Source organism: Gimibacter soli (assembly GCF_028463845.1).
GTDB classification, from domain to species: Bacteria; Pseudomonadota; Alphaproteobacteria; order Sphingomonadales; family Kordiimonadaceae; genus Gimibacter; species Gimibacter soli.
On sequence record NZ_CP116805.1, the window covers coordinates 1,070,906 to 1,093,877 of the forward strand.

22 protein-coding genes are annotated in these 22,972 nt (G+C 61.6%); 16 read left to right on the top strand and 6 right to left on the bottom strand.

Annotation, left to right across the window (positions count from 1 at the left end; translation table 11 throughout):
* Window positions 1-27 precede the first annotated feature (27 nt).
* The 5 genes from PH603_RS05175 to mmsB all read left to right on the top strand — a co-directional run bounded on the left by PH603_RS05175 (window position 28) and on the right by mmsB (window position 8,003).
* Window positions 28-2,853, top strand: a complete 2,826-nt coding sequence (locus tag PH603_RS05175; protein ID WP_289504920.1) for a M16 family metallopeptidase — start codon at window positions 28-30, stop codon at window positions 2,851-2,853.
* Between the two features lie 84 nt (window positions 2,854-2,937).
* A complete protein-coding gene (locus tag PH603_RS05180; protein WP_289504921.1) occupies window positions 2,938-4,872 on the top strand; it encodes a S9 family peptidase in 1,935 nt (644 codons plus the stop codon).
* Window positions 4,873-4,881: 9 nt separating this feature from the next.
* Window positions 4,882-6,021, top strand: coding sequence for an acyl-CoA dehydrogenase family protein (locus PH603_RS05185; RefSeq protein WP_289504922.1), 1,140 nt, complete (start codon window positions 4,882-4,884; stop codon window positions 6,019-6,021).
* 3 nt (window positions 6,022-6,024) lie between these two features.
* Entirely contained in the window at window positions 6,025-7,095 is a 1,071-nt protein-coding gene (locus tag PH603_RS05190) for an enoyl-CoA hydratase/isomerase family protein (protein ID WP_289504923.1), read from the top strand.
* A 17-nt stretch (window positions 7,096-7,112) separates the two neighbouring features.
* On the top strand, window positions 7,113-8,003 hold the full coding sequence (gene mmsB, locus PH603_RS05195; RefSeq protein WP_289504924.1) for a 3-hydroxyisobutyrate dehydrogenase: 891 nt from the start codon (window positions 7,113-7,115) through the stop codon (window positions 8,001-8,003).
* A gap of 4 nt (window positions 8,004-8,007) precedes the next feature.
* Here mmsB and PH603_RS05200 read toward each other — a convergent pair whose 3' ends face one another.
* Window positions 8,008-8,721, bottom strand: a complete 714-nt coding sequence (locus PH603_RS05200) for a helix-turn-helix transcriptional regulator (RefSeq protein WP_289504925.1) — start codon at window positions 8,719-8,721, stop codon at window positions 8,008-8,010.
* A 264-nt stretch (window positions 8,722-8,985) separates the two neighbouring features.
* On the opposite strand from PH603_RS05200, the gene PH603_RS05205 reads away from it, so the two are divergent.
* The 4 genes from PH603_RS05205 to astB are packed head-to-tail and all read left to right on the top strand — an operon-like array spanning window position 8,986 to window position 14,138.
* The gene (locus PH603_RS05205) at window positions 8,986-10,242 is read left to right on the top strand and encodes a hydrolase (protein WP_289504926.1); all 1,257 of its coding nucleotides are present in this window, start codon (window positions 8,986-8,988) and stop codon (window positions 10,240-10,242) included.
* 32 nt (window positions 10,243-10,274) lie between these two features.
* Window positions 10,275-11,327 carry an arginine N-succinyltransferase gene (locus PH603_RS05210; RefSeq protein ID WP_289504927.1) on the top strand — a complete coding sequence of 351 codons (1,053 nt, stop codon included), beginning with the start codon at window positions 10,275-10,277 and terminating at the stop codon, window positions 11,325-11,327.
* A 1-nt stretch (window position 11,328) separates the two neighbouring features.
* The gene (gene astD, locus PH603_RS05215; RefSeq protein ID WP_289504928.1) at window positions 11,329-12,804 is read left to right on the top strand and encodes a succinylglutamate-semialdehyde dehydrogenase; all 1,476 of its coding nucleotides are present in this window, start codon (window positions 11,329-11,331) and stop codon (window positions 12,802-12,804) included.
* The gene (astB, locus tag PH603_RS05220) at window positions 12,801-14,138 is read left to right on the top strand and encodes an N-succinylarginine dihydrolase (RefSeq protein WP_289504929.1); all 1,338 of its coding nucleotides are present in this window, start codon (window positions 12,801-12,803) and stop codon (window positions 14,136-14,138) included. The genes astD and astB overlap by 4 nt, the downstream gene beginning before the upstream one ends.
* Window positions 14,139-14,151: 13 nt before the next feature.
* On the opposite strand, the gene PH603_RS05225 is transcribed toward astB, so the two are convergent.
* On the bottom strand, window positions 14,152-14,745 hold the full coding sequence (locus PH603_RS05225) for a PAS domain-containing protein (RefSeq protein ID WP_289504931.1): 594 nt from the start codon (window positions 14,743-14,745) through the stop codon (window positions 14,152-14,154).
* Between the two features lie 152 nt (window positions 14,746-14,897).
* On the opposite strand from PH603_RS05225, the gene msrP reads away from it, so the two are divergent.
* Window positions 14,898-15,848, top strand: a complete 951-nt coding sequence (msrP, locus tag PH603_RS05230; protein ID WP_289504932.1) for a protein-methionine-sulfoxide reductase catalytic subunit MsrP — start codon at window positions 14,898-14,900, stop codon at window positions 15,846-15,848.
* A complete protein-coding gene (msrQ, locus tag PH603_RS05235; protein WP_289504933.1) occupies window positions 15,848-16,486 on the top strand; it encodes a protein-methionine-sulfoxide reductase heme-binding subunit MsrQ in 639 nt (212 codons plus the stop codon). Before msrP ends, msrQ begins: the two co-directional genes overlap by 1 nt.
* Here msrQ and PH603_RS05240 read toward each other — a convergent pair.
* Window positions 16,458-16,820: a hypothetical protein gene (locus PH603_RS05240; protein ID WP_289504934.1), complete on the bottom strand. Its 363-nt coding sequence runs from the start codon at window positions 16,818-16,820 to the stop codon at window positions 16,458-16,460. The genes msrQ and PH603_RS05240 overlap by 29 nt on opposite strands.
* Complete coding sequence (locus PH603_RS05245; protein ID WP_289504935.1) at window positions 16,817-17,275, bottom strand: MaoC family dehydratase; 459 nt, start codon at window positions 17,273-17,275, stop codon at window positions 16,817-16,819. The genes PH603_RS05240 and PH603_RS05245 overlap by 4 nt, the downstream gene beginning before the upstream one ends.
* 69 nt (window positions 17,276-17,344) lie before the next feature.
* Here PH603_RS05245 and PH603_RS05250 point away from each other — a divergent pair, with 69 nt between their 5' ends.
* The 5 genes from PH603_RS05250 to PH603_RS05270 all read left to right on the top strand — a co-directional run bounded on the left by PH603_RS05250 (window position 17,345) and on the right by PH603_RS05270 (window position 21,086).
* Complete coding sequence (locus tag PH603_RS05250; RefSeq protein WP_289504936.1) at window positions 17,345-18,262, top strand: DUF3108 domain-containing protein; 918 nt, start codon at window positions 17,345-17,347, stop codon at window positions 18,260-18,262.
* Window positions 18,263-18,381: 119 nt separating this feature from the next.
* Window positions 18,382-19,677, top strand: a complete 1,296-nt coding sequence (locus PH603_RS05255) for a metal-dependent hydrolase family protein (RefSeq protein ID WP_289504937.1) — start codon at window positions 18,382-18,384, stop codon at window positions 19,675-19,677.
* Between the two features lie 127 nt (window positions 19,678-19,804).
* Complete coding sequence (locus PH603_RS05260) at window positions 19,805-20,170, top strand: ArsR/SmtB family transcription factor (RefSeq protein ID WP_289504938.1); 366 nt, start codon at window positions 19,805-19,807, stop codon at window positions 20,168-20,170.
* Entirely contained in the window at window positions 20,139-20,582 is a 444-nt protein-coding gene (locus PH603_RS05265) for an SRPBCC family protein (RefSeq protein WP_289504939.1), read from the top strand. Before PH603_RS05260 ends, PH603_RS05265 begins: the two co-directional genes overlap by 32 nt.
* 27 nt (window positions 20,583-20,609) lie before the next feature.
* A complete protein-coding gene (locus PH603_RS05270; RefSeq protein WP_289504940.1) occupies window positions 20,610-21,086 on the top strand; it encodes an SRPBCC family protein in 477 nt (158 codons plus the stop codon).
* Between the two features lie 74 nt (window positions 21,087-21,160).
* Here the strand turns inward: PH603_RS05270 and ychF are convergent, their stop codons facing one another.
* Entirely contained in the window at window positions 21,161-22,264 is a 1,104-nt protein-coding gene (gene ychF / locus PH603_RS05275; RefSeq protein WP_289504942.1) for a redox-regulated ATPase YchF, read from the bottom strand.
* On the bottom strand, window positions 22,264-22,956 hold the full coding sequence (gene pth, locus PH603_RS05280; RefSeq protein WP_289504943.1) for an aminoacyl-tRNA hydrolase: 693 nt from the start codon (window positions 22,954-22,956) through the stop codon (window positions 22,264-22,266). The genes ychF and pth overlap by 1 nt, the downstream gene beginning before the upstream one ends.
* Window positions 22,957-22,972: the final 16 nt, after the last annotated feature.

A 22,972-nucleotide genomic window follows, 5' to 3' on the forward strand; every position in this document is an offset into this window, starting at 1 on the left:
AAGACCGGAACGACAGTGGGGAACCTTATGAAAAGCCTGAAAACGCTCCTTCTGGGCGCCGTTGCGCTATCGGCACTCGCCGCCTGCCAACCCGCCGCCAACAACGATAATGCCACGGCGGACAAGCCGTCGTCCGAAAGCGCGGCACCTGCCGGTTCGCTGTCGGGCATGAAGGTTGATATCCCGTACGAGAAATTCACGCTGCCGAACGGCCTGACCGTGATCGTGCATGAAGACCGCAAGGCGCCCATCGTTTCGGTCGGCGTCTGGTATCATGTGGGCTCGAAGGATGAACCTGCCGGTAAAACCGGCTTTGCGCACCTTTTCGAACATATCATGTTCAACGGCTCGGAAAACTTCGACGGCGAGGTTTTCGTGCCGCTCGAAAGCATCGGCGGCAAGGACCTGAACGGCACCACCTGGTTCGACCGCACCAACTATTTCGAAACGGTGCCGACCCCGGCGCTTGATGTAGCGCTGTTCCTCGAATCCGACCGCATGGGCCACCTTCTGGGCGCCGTGACGCAGGAAAAGCTGACCAACCAGATCGGCGTCGTGCAGAACGAGAAACGCCAGGGTGATGCCCAGCCGTTCGGCAAGGTTGAATATGCCCAGCTTGAAGGCCTGTTCCCGCCCGGCCACCCCTACCGCCACTCCACCATCGGCTCGATGGAAGACCTGTCGAACGCCAGCCTTGATGACGTGAAGGCGTGGTTTGCCAAATATTACGGCGCCGCCAACACCGTGCTCGTGCTGTCGGGCGATATCGATGCCGCGACGGCCAAGCCGCTTGTCGAGAAATATTTCGGCGACATCGGCGCCGGTGAGCCGCTCACCAAGATGAAGTCGTTCGTCCCGGTGAAAGAAGCCAATCAGGTCGAGGAAATGATCGACCGCGTGCCGAACACCCGCATCTACCGTACGTGGGCGGTGCCGGGTCGCGGCGACCGCGATGCCTATCTCCTTGATCTCGCCGCTGGCGTGCTGGCCGGTGGCAAGAACAGTCGCCTCTATCAGGAACTGGTGTACAAGAGCCAGCTTGCCGCCAACGTTTCGGCGCATATGCAGCCCTTCGAAATCACCAGCCTGTTCGAAATCCAGGTCGATATGAAGCCGGGCGCCAGCCCCGAGGATGTGGCCAAGGCCGAAGCGATCCTCGATGAGGTGATGACCGAGTATCTGAAGAACGGCCCGAAAGGCGAAGAGCTTTCCCGTGCGCAGACCGCCAGCATCGCCGGTACCGTGCGCGGGCTCGAAAGCATCGGCGGCTTCGGCGGCAAGGGTGTGGCGCTGGCCCAAGGCCAGCTTTACACCGGCAACCCGAACTTTGTTGCCACCATCGTTGACTGGCAGGCCAAGGCTGGTACGGCGGATGTTGCGAAAGCAAGCCGCGACTGGATCGGCAAGGGCTATTACCAGCTGACCGTGAAGCCCTATGACACCAGCTTCCGGACGATTGCGACCGATCTGGACCGCAAGAAGGGCCTGCCCGAAGTTGGCGACATGCCGAGCCTGAAGCTGCCGGCAATCCAGCAGGCAACGCTCAAGAACGGCATGAAGCTCGTACTTGTCGAGCGTCACACCGTGCCGGTCGTCGAAGTTGCCTTGCAGTTCGATGCGGGCTATGCGGCGGACGCGGGCGCCAAGCTCGGCACCGCCAAATTCACCCTGTCGATGCTCGATGAAGGCACCGAAAGCAAATCCGCGCTTGAAGTGGCGGAAGAGGCTGAAAAGCTTGGCGCCGAGATCGGCTCGAGCTCCAACCTTGATGTCAGCCAGGTGCGCCTGTCGGCCCTGAAACCGAACCTTGATGCCTCGCTTGACCTGTTCGCCGATGTGGTGCGCCACCCGGCCTTCTCGGATGAGGAACTGGACCGCCTGCGCGGTCGCTGGCTCGCCGGGATTGCGCAGGAAAAGGCTGACCTGATGCCGATCGCCCTGCGCCTGCTGCCGGGCCTTGTTTACGGTGCCGACCATGCCTATTCGGTGCCCTATTCGGGCTCGGGCACGGAAGATTCGATCAAGACGCTGACCCGTGACGATCTGGTGAATTTCCACCAGAACTGGCTGCGGCCCGATAATGCCACCGTCTTTGTTGTGGGGGATATCGGCTTCGATGAAGCCATCAAATCGGTCGAGAAGGCCTTTGGCGACTGGGCGGCACCTGCCGTGCCGAAGCCCGCTAAAAACCTTGGCGATGTGGCTGCGCCGACGGGCAACCGCGTGGTGATCATCGACAAGCCGGATAGCCCCTCGACGATGGTGGTGGCGGCCAAGCTGGTGCCAGGCACCGGGGCTGAGGATTCGCTCGTTCTCGATACCGCGAACGATATCCTCGGCGGCGAGTTCACGGCGCGCATCAACATGAATATCCGCGAGGACAAGGGCTGGTCCTACTATGCCTATTCCTCCACGCTTGCCGCGCGCGGGGAACGCATGTGGATCGCCTATTCGCCGATCCAGACCGACAAGACGGTCGACGGCCTGAAGGAAATGCTGAAGGAAGTCACCGATTACACGAGCAAACGTCCGGCTACCGAAGCCGAACTCGACAAGATGAAGGACACCCGCATCAATGCGCTGCCGGGTGCCATCGAAACGTCGGGCGATGTGATGGGTGACCTGCTGCAGAACGACCGCTTCGGTCGTCCGTACAATCACGCCGAAACGCTGAAGGAACGCTTCAGCAGCATGGACCTTGAAACCATCCGCGCCGCTGCCGACACCTATCTGAAGCCCGAAGGGCTGACCTGGGTGCTGGTGGGTGACCGCGCCAAGATCGAAAAAGGCGTGCGTGAGCTCGGCCTCGGGGAAGTCAGCTTCCTCGATGTGGACGGTAATCCGGTCGAATAGGCCTGAAATATCTGCCTTTGGGCCGGCGGTACGCCGCCGGCTCTTTATCATGGGAAACGGGTCCAGCGTGACCGGGGGATTGATATGAAGCAGGCATGGTTTGTGGGGATGATGCTGGCGCTTGCCGGCGGACAAGTGTGGGCGGACGATTGGCCCTATCCTGAGGATACACCCACCCCGGTACCGGTGAGCGTCGGTGTTGCCGGTGACTATCCAGCCGATATCAGCCGCTTCCTGATGGCGCGCGGCGCGCGCAGTGTGGCGCCCAACACCGATGGCAACGCTGTTGCCTATGTGTCTTCGGTGACCGGCGTGCCGCAAATCTGGATCGCGCCGACGGCGGGCGGCCAGCCGCACCAGCTGACCTTCGGCGGTGGCGTCACCTTCTTCCGCTGGCATCCGGATGGCATGCATCTTCTGTACGGCGCTGACAATAACGGCGACGAGCGCGAGGCCTATTATATGATCAGCACGGACGGCAAGTCCGAACGGGTGATCCTGCCGGCCTCCGATGCCTATCGCGCATTCGGTGATTTCGACGGCGACGGCAAACGCATCGTCTATGCCTCCACCGAACGCACGGGGCGCGATTTTGATATCTATGTCGCCGACCTTGATACCGGTACGGCGAAGCTCGTGTATCAGGCCGAGTTCGGCTTCATGCCGCAATCATGGCAGCCCGGCACCGATACGGTTGTGGTTGCCGAAACGCGTGGCGAGGACGCCGCTGACGTGCATCTCCTGAACGTGGCAACGGGCGAGATGAAGGCGCTTTACAAGCCGAAGGTCGCGGCGGCCTACACAGGCTTCAACTGGACACCCGATGGCAAGAAGCTTTACTTCGCTTCGAATGTCGACGGCGAATATGCGCAGGTGATGGTCTATGAGCCCGCCAGCGGCAAGACCGTGCCCTTCGCCCCGGCAGCAGCCAAGGGTGTCGATGTCGACGAGGTCGCTATGTGCGGCGGTGGGCGTTACCTCGCCTGGACGACCAATGAAGGCGGCTACAGCAAACTTCATCTTTACGATTTCAAATATCAGCGCGCCGCGGGTGTGCCCTATCTGCCAGATGGCGTGATGTCGCTCAACTGGGCGCTCGGGCATCATTCAGCGCTCGCGATTACAGTGAACGGCCCGGCGAGCCCCGGCGACAGTTTCGTCTGGCGTGTCACGGATGGCAGCATGGACCGTGTGCTGACGCCCGATATGGCCGGGCTTGATGCCTCCCGCATGGTGCGGCCGGAAGCCATCTCCTTCAAGGCGCGCGATGGTGTCACTGTTCACGGGCTGCTCTATCTGCCGCAAGGTGTCGCGAAGCCGCCCGTTGTGGTGGACGTACATGGCGGCCCGACCGCGCAGGCGCGGCCCGAATGGGCGTCGGCAACCCAGTATCTCGTGGGGCGCGGTATCGCTGTCCTTGATATCAACGTGCGTGGCTCCACCGGTTACGGCAAAACCTACACACGGCTCGACAATCAGGAAAAGCGGCTGGATAGCGTCCGCGACCTGGCCGATGCGGTGGCGTGGCTGAAGAAGGATGGCCGGGTGGATGGCACCCGTGCGGCGGTGATGGGCGGTTCCTACGGTGGCTATATGGTCAATGCCGTGATGGGGCTTTATCCGGGCACCTTCCGGGCCGGCGTTTCCATCGTTGGCGTATCCGACTGGGTCCGCGCGCTGGAGGAAGCAAGCCCCGGCCTCAAGGCCTCCGACCGTATCGAATACGGCGATATCCGCGAGAAGAAATGGCAGGATTTCTATGCCGTCAACTCGCCCATCAACACGGTCGGCAAGATCGAAGGCGCGATGATGTTCAGCCACGGCGTCAACGACCCGCGTGATCCGGTCACCGAATCCGACCGGATGGTGAAGGCGCTGCGGGACAAGGGCCAGACGGTGGATTACCTGCGCTGGCCCGATGAAGGCCACAGCGTGCGGAAGCTGTCGAACCGGCTGATCATGTATCGCCGTGTCGCCCACTTCCTTGAAACGCAGCTGGGTGTGAAGGGTCAGGAGTAAGAGGGACCGATGAATTTCGAACTGACGGAAGACCAGCGCGCCATTCAGGATATGGCGGCCGCTTTCACGCGCGACCGGATCACCCCGTTCGCCGCTGAATGGGATGAAGCCAAAGTGTGGCCCGCCGACGTGGCGAAGGCCGCAGGCGAGCTTGGTTTCGGCGCCATTTATGTGGACGACGAGCATGGCGGCTGCGGGCTGACACGGCTTGAATCCGTGCTGGTGTTCGAACAGCTGTCGCAGGGCTGCCCGTCCACCGCCGCGATGATCTCGATCCATAATATGGCGACATGGATGATCGATACCTTCGGGAACGATGCGCAGCGCGCCCGTTTCGTGCCCTCCCTCGCGAGCCTTGAAAAGATGGCATCCTATTGCCTCACCGAACCCGGTGCGGGCTCGGATGCTGCGGCCCTTAAAACCAAGGCGGTGAAAGACGGGGACCATTATGTGCTCTCCGGCGCCAAGGCCTTTATCTCGGGCGGCGGGGCGAGCGACGTGTATGTCGTGATGGCCCGCACGGGCGAGGATGGCCCCAAGGGTATTTCCTGCTTCGTGGTCGAGAACGGCACACCGGGCCTTTCCTTTGGCGCGCAGGAAAAGAAGCTTGGCTGGCACAGCCAACCGACGGCTGCCGTGATGTTTGACGATTGCCGTATTCCGGCTGAAAACCTGATCGGCGGCGAAGGCAGCGGCTTCCGGATCGCCATGCAGGGGCTGGACGGCGGGCGGCTGAATATCGGCGCCTGTTCGCTTGGCGGTGCCACTCGCGCACTGAATGAAGCCATCGCCTATGTGAAGGAACGTCGCCAGTTCGGTCGCCCGATTGCCGATTTCCAGGCGCTGCAGTTCAAGCTCGCCGATATGGCGACCGAACTGGAAGCTGCCCGACTGCTCCTTTATGCCGCTGCCCAGAAGGTTTCCGCGAAGGCTCCGGACGCCACGATGGCGGCGGCGATGGCGAAACGGCTGGCGACCGATACCGGCTTTGACGTTTGCAACGCCGCCCTCCAGCTGCATGGCGGCTATGGCTATCTGATGGATTATCCGATCGAGCGCCTGCTGCGCGACCTGCGCGTCCACCAGATTCTTGAAGGCACCAACGAAATCATGCGCGTTGTCATTTCCCGCGCGCTTCTGAAGGACTGATTGATGACCACCGAACCTGAAGTCTTGTTTGAAATCAAAGGCGGGATCGGCCTCATCACGCTCAATCGCCCGAAGGCCCTGAACAGCCTGACGCAAGGTATGTGCAACGCCATCCGTGCCGGCCTGAAGGACTGGGAACGCGATCCCCGCGTCCATGCTGTCGTTGTGGTGGGTGCTGGCGAGAAAGCCTTCTGCGCCGGCGGCGATGTGGTCAAAGTGTCCACAAGCTACAAGGAAGGCACCGACGACTGGCGCGGTTTCTTCCATGACGAATATCTGATGAATGTCGCCATCGACGAATTCAAAAAGCCCTATGTCAGCCTTGTGGATGGCATCTGCATGGGCGGCGGGGTCGGCGTTTCCATCCCCGGCGATTTCTGGGTCGCGACCGAAAAAACACTGTTTGCAATGCCCGAAACCGGCCTTGGCCTTATCCCGGATGTTGGCGGCGGCTGGTTCCTGCCGCGCCTGCCGGGTGAAGCGGGCATGTATCTGGCCCTCACCGGCGCACGCCTGAAGGCGGCAGACCTGTTCGCGCTTGGCATCGCCACGCATGTGGTGGCCTCTGCTGATGTGCCTGCCCTCGTGCAGGCGCTTGCAGACGCCGACATCCACTGCGGCAACTGCGTGAAAGGTGTGCTCGCCAAATTCCACAAGGAACCTGACCCGGCGCCGCTTGCCGCACACATGGACCAGATTGACGAGATTTTTGCGGGCTTCAGCGTCGAGGATATCATTGCGGGCCTCAAGGCCGATGGCGGCGAATGGGCCGTAAAAGAATATGACCTTTTGCTGACCAAATCACCCACCAGCATGAAAGTGACGTTCGAACAGCTGCGCCGGGGTGCGGCTGCCGAAACCTTCCGCGAAGTGATGCTGATGGAATACCGGATCGTCACCCACATCCTCGCAGGCAACGATTTCCACGAAGGCGTGCGGGCTATCCTGATCGACAAGGACCAGAAGCCGGTCTGGTCACCCGCTACCCTCGCCGATGTCAGCGACAAGGCGGTGGCCGCCCATTTTGAACCCCTCGGCAGCGCGGCGGAACTTGATCTCGCCCGCCTTGGCTGAAGGAACGGAGAAGAAGAATGACAAAAATTGCTTTCATCGGGCTCGGCCATATGGGCCTGCCCATGTCCAGAAATCTCCTCAAAGCCAGCTTTGACGTAACGGGCTTCGATCTTGTCGCCACGGCGGTCGCGTCCTTCGCGGAAGCAGGCGGCAAAACGGCAGGGGCTATTGCCGACGCGGTGAAGGACGCCGATGTTGTCCTCACCATGCTGCCGTCGGGCGCCATCGTGAAATCGGTTTACGAAGGCGAAGGTGGCGTATTCGCGCATGCCAAGGCTGGCGCGCTTCTTATCGACAGCTCGACCATCGATGTGGCAACCGCCCGCGAGGTTTCAGCGAAGGCTGTGGCCAAGGGCTTTGACATGGTCGATGCGCCTGTCTCGGGCGGTGTCGGCGGCGCGACGGCCGGCACGCTCGCCTTCATGGTCGGCGGTACGGCAGAAGCCTTCAAACGCGCCGAGCCGGTGCTGGCCCCCATGGGCAAGAAGATCGTGCATGCCGGGGCATCGGGCAACGGGCAGGCCGCCAAGATCTGCAACAACATGCTTCTGGCCATTTCGATGATCGGCACGTCCGAAGCCTTCAATCTTGGCCGCGCGCTCGGCCTTGATGATCAGGTCTTTTTCGATATTGCGTCGAACGCATCCGGTCAGTGCTGGTCGCTGACGAGCTATTGCCCTGTACCCGGTCCGGTGCCCGCGACTCCGGCCAATAATGACTATAAGCCCGGCTTTGCCACGGCCCTGATGCTGAAGGACCTGCGTCTGGCGATGGAAGCTGCAGGTGGGGCAGGTGCCAACACGCCGCTCGGAAAACTGTCAGCTGAAATATATACCGCCATGGACGCGGACGGCCATGGCGGTGTGGATTTCTCGGGCGTGATCAAGCATCTCGCCGGGAAGCTTTAAGGGATCAGACGGCGCCTGCTGTCATCCAGCCGGTGGCGGGCTGCATGAAGCGCCCGTTATCCTGCCCCGTCGCACCATAACGGATCACCGCCTGCGTGCGGTTCGAAACGCCAAGCACCTTGAAGATCGCATGCATGTGCGCCTTCACGGTGCCTTCGGCGATATCGAGCCGGGCGGCAATTTCCTTGTTCGGCAGGCCGTCGGCCGCCATTGCCAGAATCTGCTTCTGGCGGAAGGACAGGCGGCCGAGATCGACCGTTTCTTCCTTCAGGCGGTAGCCGTTCGTACCGGTGCGGTGGCCGCGCATGGCGGCGCCCACGTCGGGGCGCGCCGGCTGTGTTGCCGTGTGGCCGATATGGTCGACCGGCAATTGCAGTGCCCGGCGGATCGTCTTGATGATCATGCCGACGGGGGCAGAGCGCGGCACGCTGAGGCCGGTGCCGGCGGTATCCAGCGGAATTTCCTGGCCTTCGGTGATGGTGACAAGGGCGGCATCCGGGTACAGGCGCCGCACCAGCTTGATAAAGTCGGCAGCGCCGCGGCCAAGGCTTGCCGGGCGGACAACGACCAGTGAAATGTTCGACGTGCCGGCAGCAGCAGTGACAAAGCTGTGCTCGGTGCCGACCTCGATGACACTTTCAAAAGTGGCGGAGGCCCGCACCACTTCTTTCAGGCTCAGTCGGTAAAGTTCTTCGCTATCAGCGATCAGGGCTTGCATCGTTAATTCCTCGCTTTCGTGTTTGGTCCGGCGTTTTTGCCGGCCGCCCCGGGTGGGTCCCGGATGCGGTCCCGTGTCAGGCAACGAAAGTGTATCGGAAACCTTAGGGTTTCTGCGGGGGATGCGATGAAATGTGCGAAGGGCGCGATGAACCGACGCTATAAGCCGTTTCGCGGGCACGGCTTGACCGGCACGCCGGCATAGTCTAGCGAGGAAGGGAGGCATCGGCGCCACTTCAAAGGCCCGATGCGGGAGAGGAATTTCATGCTCGGGACCCTGACCCAGGCGGCAGCAGCACGCCGCATCCTGGATGAAGTGGACAACCGCACGGACGCGCTCATTGGCGTGCTCACGGACTGGTCGGCAATCAACAGCGGCAGCCGCAACCTCTATGGCCTTCTGCGGATGGAAAAGGCCATTGTGGCGCATGCGGCAACGCTTGGCGCCGAGGTTTCCTATGTGGACCTGCCGGACACCGAAATGGTGGAAAGCAATGGTCGGGTGGCGAATGTGCCAAACGGTCGGGCGATCCGGCTGATCAAACGCGGCACCGCCAATCGCCGCGTGCTGCTGACCGGCCATACAGACACGGTTTTCCCCGAAAACAGCGCTTTCCAGAAAGCCGAATTCCTGAGCGAAACGCACCTCAACGGCCCCGGCGTGGCCGATATGAAGGGCGGCATTCTTGTGATGTTGTCGGCGCTGGAAGCCTTTGAAAAATCCCCTTACGCAAACCAGCTGGGCTGGGAAGTGCTGCTTTCTCCTGACGAGGAAACCGGGTCGCTCGCAAGCGCCGGCCTTCTCGCCGAACGTGCCCGCACCGCGCATATCGGCCTCACTTACGAGCCCGCCCTTGCCGATGGCACGCTCGCCGGGGAGCGCAAGGGCAACGGCAATTATACGCTGGTGGTTGAGGGGCGCGCCGCCCATGCCGGTCGTGATTTCGACAAGGGCCGCAACGCGGTGGTGGCGCTTGCCAGCCTGATCGGGGAATTCGCGGACCTCACGGGTGGTCGCCCCGGCATCACGGTCAATCCGGCGGTCATCACCGGTGGTACGGCCACCAATGTGGTGCCGGACCATGCCCAGTGCCGCATCAATGTGCGCCTCGCCCGGCCTGAAGACGCCGAGTGGCTCGAGGACCGGTTCGATGAAATCCTTGGCCTCTGGAACGCCCGTGAAGGCTACCGGGTGCATCTGCACGGCGGCATCAATCGCCCGCCTAAAATCCTTACCCCCGCCAATCTGGCGCTGATGGAGCTGATCCGCGACTGCGGCGCCGATCTTGGTTTCGAGGTCAGATATGTGCCGACCGGCGGCTGCTGCGAGGGGAACAATCTGGCCGCTGCGGGCCTGCCGAACGTGGACACGCTCGGTGTGCGCGGCGGCAATATCCACAGCGCCGACGAATATATGCTGACCGACAGCCTGCCCGAACGCATCCGGCTGTCGGCACTCATTCTGATGGCCATCGCCGACGGGCGGCTTGATGGCTATATCGAGCGAGGCGCCGGCGGCTAACGACCGGCGCCCAATATGAAGGGGAGAAGGGAATGATCGTTGTCAGACCGGCAGCGCCAGGGGATATCGACGGCCTGATGGCCCTCGCGAGCAAAGCAGGGACGGGGCTGACGACGCTGCCGCCCCATGCCCCGACGCTGGAAGGCAAGATTGCCGATTCGATCATGGCGTTCAGCCACCCGACAGGGCTTGGCGAACGGCTGAAATATTTCCTCGTGATGGAAGACACCGAGACCGGCGCCATCATCGGCACCAGCGCGGTGGTGGCGGGCATCGGGCTCGACAAGCCCTTCTATTGCTACCGGCTCCTCCATATCACGCAGGCGTCGAACGACCCGGAGATGCGGATCGATACCGAGCTTCTGCAGCTGTCGAACGATTTTGTCGGCTGCACCGAGGTCGCGACCCTGTTCCTTGACCCCGAGCATCGCCGGCCCGGCCTTGGCAAGCTGCTCGCCAAGGCGCGCTACCTGCTGATCGCCGCACACCTTGACCGCTTCGCCGACCGGGTGTTTGCTGAAATCCGCGGCTGGGTGGACGAGAACGAGAACAGCCCTTTCTGGGAAGCCATCGGCCGTCAGTTCTTCGGCATGAGCTTCACGGAAGCCGACCGGATCAACGGGCAGGGCAACAGCCAGTTCATCGCCGACCTGATGCCAAAGTTTCCGATCTATACCGTGCTACTGCCGGAATCGGCCAAATCGGTGATCGGTCGCCCGCACGATGGGGCGCGCCCCGCGCTGAAGCTTCTGGAACAGGAAGGCTTCCACTTCTCGGGTGCTGTCGACATTTTCGATGCGGGCCCCGAGGTCGAGGTCCACAAGCGCGGTATCTGGACGGTGCGTGCGTCCGAGCGCGGTACACTTGCCGGCTGTGTTGACGGCCAGCCGGGTGAGGGCGCCTATCTTGCCGCCAACCCCAGCCTTGAAGGCTTTCGCGCCACGCTCACCAATGTGGTCGATACCGCAAGCGGGCTCTGGATGCCTGACGCGGCGGCGAAGGCCCTTGATCTCGCCAAGGGGGACGAGTTCATCTTCGCGCCCCTCAATCGCGGCGAGCGCAAAGTGAACAGGGAGCGGAACTGACATGGCACATCTTATCAACGGCAGCTGGATCGAAGGCAGCGGTACGCTTTTCACCTCGATTGATCCGTCGAACGAGGAAACGGTGTGGACGGGTTTTGCCGCGACCGAAGCCGAAGTTGCTGCTGCCGTCGCTGCGGCCCGCGACGCCCGCGACTCATGGGCCATGACCCCGCTTGCTGACCGCATTGCCACCGCAGAACGCTATGCCGCCATCCTTACGGAAGAAAAGGCAGCGCTTGCCGAGCTGATCGCCCGCGAAGCCGGCAAGGTGCTGTGGGACGCCGAAGGCGAAGCCACAGCGATGATCAACAAGGTTGGCATTTCGGTGCGCGCCCACGAGGAACGCACCGGCACCAAGGAAGCGGTCAACGGCCTGATCCGGTCGCGCCTGACCCACCGCCCGCACGGGGTGATGGCGGTGTTCGGGCCCTATAACTTCCCCGGTCACTTGCCGAACGGCCATATCGTGCCCGCCCTCATCGCTGGCAACACGATTGTCTTCAAGCCGAGCGAACTGACGCCAGCGGTGGCCGAGTTTATGGCCAAGGCTTGGATGAAGGCCGGCCTGCCGGACGGTGTTTTCAACCTTGTCCAGGGGGCGCGCGCCGTGGGCGAGGCGCTTGCCGGCGACCCCGGCATCGACGGGCTTCTGTTCACCGGCAGTGTGCGCGGCGGGCAGTCAATCGCCCGGACGCTTATAGACCGGCCCGAGGTCATCCAGGCGCTTGAGATGGGCGGTAACAACCCGCTCATCGTGCATGAGGTTAATGACCTTGATGCGGCTGCGGTGCTGACCATCCTTTCGGCCTTTGTCTCCTCCGGCCAGCGCTGCACCTGTGCGCGCCGGCTGATTGTGCCGGTGGGGGAAGCGGGCGACCGTTTCCTCGCACGGTTGATCGCCGCCATGAAGGGTATCCGCGTTGGCAGCTGGTCCGACACGGCGGACGTCTTCATGGGGCCGGTTGTCAGTGCGGCAGCGGCCGACATGGTGCTGAAGGCGGAGGGCGACCTGATCGCAAAAGGTGCGAAGGCCCTTGTGGAATGCGCTGAACTGCCGCGCGGCGAGGCCTTCCTGTCGCCCGGTCTTCTGGATGTGACCGATGTGAAAACCCGACCGGACGCAGAGATTTTCGGGCCGCTTCTGCAGCTCATCCGCGTGCCTGATTTCGAGGCGGCGGTGGCGGAAGCCAACAACACCCGTTTCGGTCTCGCCTCGGGCCTGATCTCGGATAGCCGCGCGCTGTTTGAAAGCTTCTATCCGCGCGCCCGTGCCGGGATCGTGAACTGGAACCAGCAGCTGACCGGTGCGGCCTCCACGGCCCCCTTCGGCGGGATCGGGCTTTCTGGCAACCACCGCCCGAGCGCCTATTATGCTGCGGACTATGCCGCCTATCCGGTGGCGACGATGGAACAGGCCGAAGGGCGTGTGGCGGTCGCTGCCAACCCCAAGGGCCTTGTGTTTGAAAGGGCCGAATGATGGCGTTTACAGAAGCGAACTTTGACGGCCTCGTCGGCCTCACCCACAATTACGCAGGCCTTTCCTACGGCAATGTGGCATCGGCCAAGAACAAGGGCGGTGTCGCGAACCCGCGGGAAGGGGCGTTGCAGGGCCTCGACAAGATGGCCCATATGAAAAGTCTTGGCCTCGTGCAGGGTATCCTGCCGCCGCACGAACGCCCGCACCTGAAAACCCTGCGCGCCTTCGGCTTCACGGGCTCGGACGCTGAAATCGTGGCGAATGCTTACCGCGCCAGCCCGATCCTGATGGCGAATGTGGCCTCCGCCGCCGCCATGTGGACGGCAAACGCCGCAACTGTTTCGCCGTCACCTGACACAACAGACGGCCGCACCCATTTCACGCCCGCGAACCTTGCTGCCATGTTCCACCGGTCGATCGAGGCGCCGACGACCGCCCGAGTGCTGAAACGCCTGTTCCCGGAAGGGGACCGGTTTACCCACCATGAGCCGCTGATCGGCGGTACGCATCTGGGCGACGAGGGTGCTGCGAACCACAACCGCTTCTGCGCCGATCACGGCTCGGAAGGGGTGGAGCTGTTTGTCTATGGCCGCAGCGCGTTTGAAACGGCCAAGGAACTTCAGTTCCCCGGGCGGCATACGGTCGAGGCCTGCCATGTGGTCGCCACGCACCACAAGCTGAAGCCCGGCAAGGTGCTGATGGTGAAGCAGAATCCGGTGGCGATCAACGCCGGGGCCTTCCACAATGATGTGGTTGCCGTGTCGAACCGCGACGTCTTCTTCTTCCATGATCAGGCGTTTGAGGATAGCGCGGCGCTCACCGGTGCCATCCAGAAGGCCATGGGTGATACACCCATGCATTTCGTCGAAGTTGCCTCGTCAGACGTGCCGCTTGAAGACGCGGTCAAATCCTACCTTTTCAACAGCCAGCTTGTCAGCGTGTCCGGCCGCGAGGGCATGACACTGATCCTGCCCACTGAAGTCGCCGAGACGCCGTCGACCAAAGCCTATGTGGAAAAGCTGATCGCCTCGGGCGGGCCGATCAAACATGCCGACTATATGGACGTGCGCCAAAGCATGCGTAACGGCGGTGGCCCTGCCTGCCTGCGCCTGCGTGTTGTACTGTCGGACGCTGACCGCGCGGCCATGGGCGGTCGCGCCCTCATCGATGATGCGTTGCTCAGCGACCTTCGGGCATGGGTGAACAAACATTACCGCGACCGGCTGATGCCGGAAGACCTGGGTGACCCGAAGCTCGCCGAGGAATGCTTCGCAGCCCTCGACGAACTGACCCAGATTCTCGATCTTGGCAGCGTTTACGACTTCCAGCTTTAAGCGGAGAGGCGGCTCAGGCGACTTCGGCGAACAGCCGACCGCCCATCGGCGACCCAAAGCCGAGATCGGCAAAATGATAAGATGCGCCTTCATCCCGCAGGAGGCGCATTTCCACCCCGGTCTTGCTCATCATGTGCGGCGGCAGGGCGCGGGAGGCACCAATGATGAAGCGCGGCTGGCCGCTGGCGTCGGCAAGCGGCAGGTGGATCGAGCGGTAAAGGATCGCTTTCCCGCTTTTCTTGTCGTTGATCAGGACTTCATGGCTGCCGGCACACCGGAAGGTGCGCAGCGCCAGGAAATAATCCATCTCGCCTTTGGTGAGCAGGCTTTCCGGCAGATCATCAATCTTGAGGCCTGTCAGGTTGCGGCCGAAATGGGCGCTGAAGGCAGTGCCGGCCAGACGGATCTGCAGTTCGCCCGCGTCGGTCCACTCCAGCATGAAGATGTAAGGCAGATACCGCGCGATTTTCATCGGCGTGAAAGCAGCCTTTTCGGGAATGCGACGCCCTGTAGCGGCCACGCTTTCCGCGCTGAGGTGAAGCCAAAGGTCGACGAGCGCCTTCGCTGCTTCATCCTTGCATAAGATACTCAGATCAATCGGTGTCATTACCGTCAACTCGGATACTACTCTAAACATAAACAGACATGCTGGGTGTTATACGCTCCCAATCCCTCACAAAAAGTAAAAGGATTCGTTATTTGGCCTTGAGCGCCATGAAGACTAGGGTGGGGCAAGTCATCCAGTAGAGGAGCGAAGTCATGTTTCGCCGGTCAAGCCCTTGGCAGGAAAAGGAAAGTGAAGTCACGCCGCAGTCGGTTTATGTGAACCGGCGGCAGATCATGGCGGGGGCTGGTGCGCTTTTTGGCCTCACGGCCCTCGGCGGTATCGCGGCATCAGCGCGTGAGACTCGCACCCTTGCCCCCCTGAAGGCGATGAAATCGGATTTTGATCCGGGCGAGGAGCTGACCCCTGAAGGCGCGGTCACCAGCTACAATAATTATTACGAGTTCGGCACCAACAAGGATGACCCGGCGGCCGAGGCCTGGCGGATGAAAGTGACGCCGTGGACCGTGAAGGTCGATGGCATGACCGACAAGCCCGGCAATTATGCGCTCGAGGATATCGTGGATTACAACGCCCTTGAGGAACGCATTTACCGGCTGCGCTGCGTGGAGGCATGGTCGATGGTGATCCCGTGGCTGGGTGTGCCGCTTGCCCCCCTCATCCGCAAGCTGGCCCCGCAATCCGGCGCCAAATTCGTGCGCTTTGAAACGCTTGCCGATAGAAGCCAGATGCCCGGTATCCGTTGGCCGGTGATCGACTGGCCCTATGTGGAAGGCTTGCGGATGGATGAAGCGCTGAACCCGCTCGCCTTCCTCGCAGTCGGCTTTTATGGCAAGGAACTGCCAAACCAGAACGGTGCGCCCGTGCGCCTTGTGGTGCCGTGGAAATACGGTTTCAAGTCGATCAAGTCGATCGTGCGGATCAGCTTCACAGACGATATGCCCCGCACTGCCTGGATGAAATCGGCACCGAGCGAATATGGCTTCTATTCGAATGTGAACCCGGAGGTTGACCACCCCCGCTGGAGCCAAGCGCGTGAGCGCCGCATCGGTGAATTCGGCCGCCGTGAGACCCTGATGTTCAATGGCTACGGCGAATGGGTTGCGGACCTCTATCGCGGCATGGACCTTCAGAAGAATTATTGATGCCGAAAGTGCCAATGAATTTGCTGCGGTTCGGGCTTAAGCCACTGGCGTTTGTGGCCATGCTCGCCCCCTTTCTGTGGCTTGCCTACAGCTGGTACTTCGCCTTTCAGGGGCTGCCGAACGGGCTTGGGGTCAACCCGCAGGAAGCATCGAACCGCTTCACCGGCGACTGGGCCTTGCGTTTCCTGTTGCTGACGCTAGCGGTGACGCCATTTTCGAAGCTGATCAAAAGCCCGAAGCCGATCCTGTTCCGTCGCATGATCGGGCTTTATGCGCTCTTCTATGCGCTCGCGCATGTCACCAGCTATGTCTGGCTCGATCTTTATTTCGCGTGGGATGATATCTGGGCCGATATCCTGAAGCGCACTTATATCACCGTGGGGATGGCGGCACTCTTGCTCCTCATCCCGCTGGGCGTCACCAGCACGAAAGGCTGGATCCGCTGCATGGGCAGCCGGCGCTGGCGCAAGTTGCACATGGCGGTTTACGGGATCACGCCTCTTGCCGTGATCCATTTCTTCATGATGCGAAAGGGCATCCAGATCGAGCCGCTGGTGTACGGCGCGATCTATCTGGTGCTGATGGTGCCGCGTGTGAAGGCGCGTCTTGTCACTCGCCGAAAGGCGAGTCCGGCATAACGACTTCCATGTTGCAGGTCTTGGCAGCTTTCATGCCTACCTCGGCCATGACCTGTGCCAAGCGCCCCATGTCCGTCATGTCAACGATGCCGCTCATCATGAATTGGGCCATGGCATTCGGATTATCTTTCAGCTCATTCGCCTTCAAGGACATCAGCGTGAAGGTTTCATAGTCCTTGGCGGACAGGCCCTTTTTCATTTCTGCGTGTGCGCAGCGGCATTTGCCAAGGTCGCGGTGTTCCTCAACGCAGGCCTGAATGAGGGCTTCCTCGTTGCTGGCAAGGGCGGCACCGGAGAAAAGCGACAGGCTGATAGCAAGGGTCAAACGGATCATGATTGTGTCGGGCGGCGCAGGATCATCATGGTTGCCGTGAAGTCCATCACCACCTCTCCTTTCTGGTTGAGCGTTTCAATAAGTGATTTTGACAGCCCGAGATTGGGCCGCGTTTCGGAGGGACGGGCATCAAGCACCGTCGTCCTCACACTCAATACTTCGCCGACCTTCACAGGCTGGCGCCACCGCAACTGCTCGACGCCCGGGCTGCCCATGCTGGCCGTCCCCCGGCCCATCAGGTTTTTCACCATCATCGACATGGTCATGGCGCAGGTATGCCAGCCGCTGGCGCACAGCGTGCCGAAAACCGACTTCTTGGCCATTTCCTCATCCAGATGAAACGGCTGGGGATCGTACTTGGAAGCAAACTCGATCACTTCATCACGGGTGACCTCATAAGACCCGAAGGTCTCGACACTTCCGACAACGAGGTCTTCCAGAAAGATTTTGAACATTCTATCCTTCTCCCTTGAGAAGCGAGAGCGTGGCGACGCGCCCGCCTTTCGTCAAGCAAGGAAAGAAAAATGACAGCGAGTTTCAGACCCCTTTTTATCGGTGCCGCGGCGGCAAGCCTGATGGCTGCCCTGCCGGTGCGTGCCGAAACACATGAGGCATCCTACGAGTTCCGCTGGGGCGGGCTCCTGATCGGTGAAAGCGACGTGCGCCTGACAACCGATGAGGACAGCTACAAGATCGAAACGACCTTCCGTACGCGGGGTCTTCTTTCGCTTTTCTCAAAAGGGGAAAGCCGGGCGTCGGCCACCGGCGATATCCTGCCCGATGGTACGCTGGCGCCTGACCGGTATGTTTCCGAAGGCCGCTGGGGCGGGGACGATTACCGCCGCATGATCCGCTACGACGATACAGGCCGGGTGGCCGGTATCGAGCAGGACTGGCCGGAAGAATGGCTGAAGGACGACAAGCGCGAGCCCGTGCCCGAAGACCAGCAGACGGGGCCTGATCCCCTGTCGCTGCTGGTGGCAGCGGTCAGCGGTGCCACCTTGCCGGGCGGCGTGGAAAGCGACCGGGTGTGGCGCAGCTTTGAAGGCCGCAGCGTGATTGATTTCCGGGTGCGGTGCCTTGACGGCATGGACGAAGTGCCGGAAAGCCGCCACAGCCCGATTGCAGGCGAAGCGGTGGCTTGCGGCCTGACGAGCGAGATCGTGGCCGGCAAGCCCATCGAGACCGAGAAGGAACGCAAAAAGCGCGAAAAGCGCGAGGCCAAGGAACTGGCCGCCAAGGACCGGGGGCATGACGACGAACGCGATGGCACGCTGGAGGGCGACCTTCGTGGCCTTCGCCTTTGGCTGCAGCGCGACGAGGTGGCGGGTCTTTGGTTGCCGATCCGGGCGCGCATGCGGTCCGGCTGGGGAACGGTGCGGATGATCATGGTGGCGAGTGAAGTCTCCGATTCCGGGGCTGAGTCCGTCGCTTCGCGCTAGGCGCTAAACTTTCGTCACGAATCTTCACGTCTTTGTGAATAGGCCGGTCGCTTAACCCCTTGGTTCGCGAACCGGCTGTGGCAGACTGCCGCGCAAGTTTTCAAGTGGGAGGAAATACCATGAAAAAATTGATGAAACTGGCCGCCGTCGCCCTGATGGCCGGCGCTTCGACCGCCGCCATGGCGGAAACCACCGTGATCCACGCCGGCGAGCTTCTGGCGGTGCCCGGCAAGGCGTCCCTGAAGGCGCAGACGCTGGTGATCGAGGACGGCAAGGTGAAAGCCGTGGTTGACGGCTATCAGGATGCCGCCAGCTTCGGTGCCGACGCCAAATATCTGGACCTGAAGGACCGGTTCGTGATGCCGGGCATGATGGACATGCATGTCCACCTGCAGGGCGAACTGGGCGGCGATCGCTACCGCAATCAGGTACTGCTGTCGAAAGAAGACGTCGGCATGCAGTCGATCATGTATGCCCAGCGTACGCTTGACGCCGGCTTCACCACGGTGCGGGATTGCGGTTCGGATACCGACCAGATGTTTGCCTTCCGCGATGCCGTGGAAAAAGGCTGGGTCATGGGGCCGCGCATCATCGCGGCTGGCCATGTGGGTATCACCGGCGGTCATGTTGACGTGGATGGCATGAACCACGAACTGCTGGACCTGTATACCAACAAGGAAGAGCTTTGCGACGGCGCCGACGATTGCACCCGCGCCACCCGCCACGCCATCAAATATGGCGCTGATCTTATCAAGATCGCGTCCACCGGCGGCGTGCTTTCGGATATCGCCACCGGCACCGGCCAGCAGATGACGGACGACGAGATCAAGGCGGTGGTTGAAGCCGCCCACGCCATGGGCCGCAAGGTGGCAAGCCATGCCCACGCGGCGGCGGGCATCAATGCTGCCCTCCGCGCCGGGGTCGACAGCATCGAGCATGGCTCCTATGCTGACGATGAAACCTTCAAGCTCTTCAAGAAAACCGGCGCCTATCTGGTGCCGACCCTTCTGGCGGGCCAGACGGTTGTGGACCTTGCCAACAACACCGATGTCCTCTCCCCCGCACAGGAAGAGAAGGCACTGGCAGTGGGCGAGGCCATGAAGGCCAATATCGGCAAGGCCGTGAAGGCCGGCGTGAAAATCGCTTACGGCACCGATAGCGGCGTTTCGCACCACGGCGACAACGCGCGCGAAGCCGTGCTGATGGTGGAAGCCGGGATGACCCCGATGCAGGTGCTGGAATCGGCAACGGTGGCGGCGGCAGACCTGATCGGCAAATCCGACAGCCTCGGCACGCTGGAGCCCGGCAAGGCCGCTGATATCATCGCCACTTCGGCCAGCCCGCTTGGCGACATCAAGGAACTTCTGGATGTCGACTTCGTCATGAAGGGTGGCAAGGTCGTGAAGCAGAAATAAGAAGGCATCCGCCTTCGGAAATCCGGCCCCGGCAGGCGCGTGCTTGCCGGGGCTTCTTTTTGGCTTGACGCGTAACTAAATGGTGACATATAAAAACGTCACTAAAAGGTTACACATAAGGAAAGCCATGTCACAAGCCGCCGATCAAGCCAGCCCCGATGTCTTCGCCGCCGTTGCCGACCCGACGCGGCGGGGGATTGTCGAACTGCTGGCGCTGAGCGACCGGACGGCGGGAGAACTGGCAGCTGCCTTCCCGGCCCTGTCACGACCAGCCGTTGCCAAGCATATCTCCATCCTGCAGCGCGCGGGACTGGTGGAAACCCATAGCGTGGGGCGCCAGCGCGTCAACCGCCTGAAGCCCATGGGCCTCAGCGATGTGATCACCTGGACCGAAACGCTGAACCGCTATTGGGACAGCCGTCTCGATACACTGAAAGCACTCGCAGAAGAGGAAGCACGACATGCAGGACATCGTACGCAAGATCAGGATTGAAGCCCCGGTCGAGATCGTCTGGCGCTATCTGGTGGATGCTGAAAAGCTGCAGCGCTGGCTGATGCGGCTTGAGGGCGAAATCGCGCCGGGCAGATCGTTCCAACTCATCTATGACGGTCCGACGCCGGATGGCACGACCTGCTTCGTCCATCCTTGCACGGTCACGGAAATGACGCCGCCCACGCGCCTCGCCATGACCTGGACCTACAGCGGCCTTCAGAATGTCGACACCCTTGTCAGTTTCGATCTGAAGGCCGACGGCGACGCCACCGAACTGACCCTCACCCATGCCGGGTGGGACAAGGTGCCCGAAGCCGTCCGCGCCGCACAGCATGCCGATTACGACGGCGGCTGGGCCGAAGGGCTTGAGGATCTGGTACGGCAAGTGGCCGCCGACCGCCGGAAAAACTGAAATCACCTGACAGCACAGGAAATCATCATGCAGGATATTACACGCAAACTCTGGATCGATGCCCCCATCGAGACCGTCTGGTCATACCTCGCCGACCCCGTGAAGCTGGGGCGCTGGCTGATGCGGGTCGATGGCCCGCTGAAGGCGGGGGAACGCTTCCGCTTCGTCTATGACGCGACAAAAATCCAGTGCGGGGACGGGGAAGTCGCCTGTCACGTCAGGGAGATGACGCCGCCCCGCCGGTTCGTCTTCAACTGGACCTTCACCGAGATCGCAGGCGTCGATACCCTGGTGGCAATCGATCTGGCGTCCGTCAACGGCGGCACCGATCTCACGCTCACCCATTCAGGCTGGGGCGCGGTGGCCGAGGCCGTGCGGGCAGAGCAGGTCGAGAGCCACAGCGACGGCTGGGCGGAGCATCTGGCGATCATGGAAGAACTGATCACCGGCAAGTCCGTGGTCGGCTGGGAAGACAGGATGCTGGCCGCACTGAAGGCAGGCTGACAGCGCATCATGCCAAAGCAAAAGGGCCGGGGAATTTCCCGGCCCTTTTCTGTATCGAAAGTCTGTGACTTGCCTCAGTTGGCGAAGCGGAAGTGGAGGACGTCGCCGTCTTTCACCACATATTCCTTGCCTTCAAGGCGCATCTTGCCGGCGTCCTTCGCGCCCGTCTCGCCGTTCAGGGCGATATAATCGTCATAGGCGATGGTTTCGGCGCGGATGAAGCCTTTCTCGAAATCGGTATGGATCACACCGGCTGCCTGCGGGGCCTTGGTGCCTTTTTCGATGGTCCAGGCGCGGGCTTCTTTCGGGCCAACGGTGAAGTAGGTGATGAGGTGCAGGAGGTCGTGCCCGGCGCGGATCACGCGGGCAAGGCCCGTTTGGCCAAGGCCGAGGGTCTCGAGGAATTCGGCTTTTTCGGCTTCATCATCAAGCTGGGCGATTTCGGATTCGACTGCGGCCGAGATCACCACGCACGCCGCACCCTGTGCGTCCGCCATGGCTTTCACCTTTTCGGAGAACTCATTGCCGGTGGAGGCTGCGTCTTCCTCGACGTTGCATACATAAAGGATCGGCTTGGTGGTCAGAAGCTGCAGCATTTCAAGCGCGCGGACTTCGTCCTCGTTCGCGGGTTCCACCTTGCGGGCGGGCTCACCGGCTTCCAGCACCTTGATGGCCTTTTCGATCATCGCCATGGTGACGATGGCTTCCTTGTCGCCGCCCTTCACCTTGCGGGTGAGGCCGTTGATGCGGCCTTCAAGGCTTTCGAGGTCCGCGAGCATCAGCTCGGTCTCGATCGTCTCGGCGTCGGCCACGGGGTCAACACGGCCATCAACGTGGGTGATGTCATCGTCTTCGAAGCAGCGCAGCACATGGACGATGGCGTCCACTTCGCGGATGTTGGCGAGGAACTGGTTGCCAAGGCCTTCACCTTTCGAGGCACCGCGCACGAGGCCGGCGATATCCACGAACGACAGCTGGGTCGGGATGATTTCCTTGGAGCCTGCGATGGCGGCAAGCTTATAAAGACGCTCGTCCGGCACCGGCACCTGGCCGACGTTCGGCTCGATGGTGCAGAAGGGATAGTTGGCAGCGGCCGCAGCTGCCGTTGAGGTCAGCGCGTTGAAAAGGGTCGATTTACCGACGTTCGGCAGGCCGACGATGCCACATTTGAAACCCATCACTTGTCTCCGTTCTTGAAGGCCCGGAGTGCCGCCGCGAGCGGCCCGTCGGGTTGTTCGTGTTTATAGTCTGCCTTGGGCTTCGCCGTCTCGGGCGCCGCTACGGCTTTTTTCTCGGGCTTCGGCGGCTGCAGGTGACGCGCCACATCGGTCATGAAACGGACCGGGTCGCGCTTTGCCAGCCAGCCGCATTCGGCAGCCACGGCATCCAGAAGCTTGTCGAGCTCGTCTTCTTCCGCCTTCGCGAAATTGCCAAGCACATGGCCGGTGACCCGTGACTTGTCGCCGGGATGGCCGATGCCAAGGCGCACGCGCATGAAGTCGGCCCCGATATGCTGGTCGATCGACCGGATACCGTTGTGGCCTGCGGCCCCACCGCCCGTCTTTACCTTGATCTTGGCAAAGGCGAGGTCCAGCTCGTCATAGAAAACCACCACGTCCGCAGGTGTCAGCTTGTAGAAGCGCATGGCTTCGCCCACCGATTGGCCCGAGCGGTTCATGAAGGTTTGCGGCTTGATCGTCAGGATTTTCTCGCCCCCGATCATGCCTTCCGAAACAAGCGCGTTGAAGCGGGTGCGTTCGGGCGAAAAAACATGGCGGCGGACAATCCTGTCCACCGCCATGAAACCGATATTGTGCCGGTGGTTCTGATACTCGCTGCCGGGATTGCCGAGACCGACGAACAGCAGCATGAGTCAAAACCCTCCA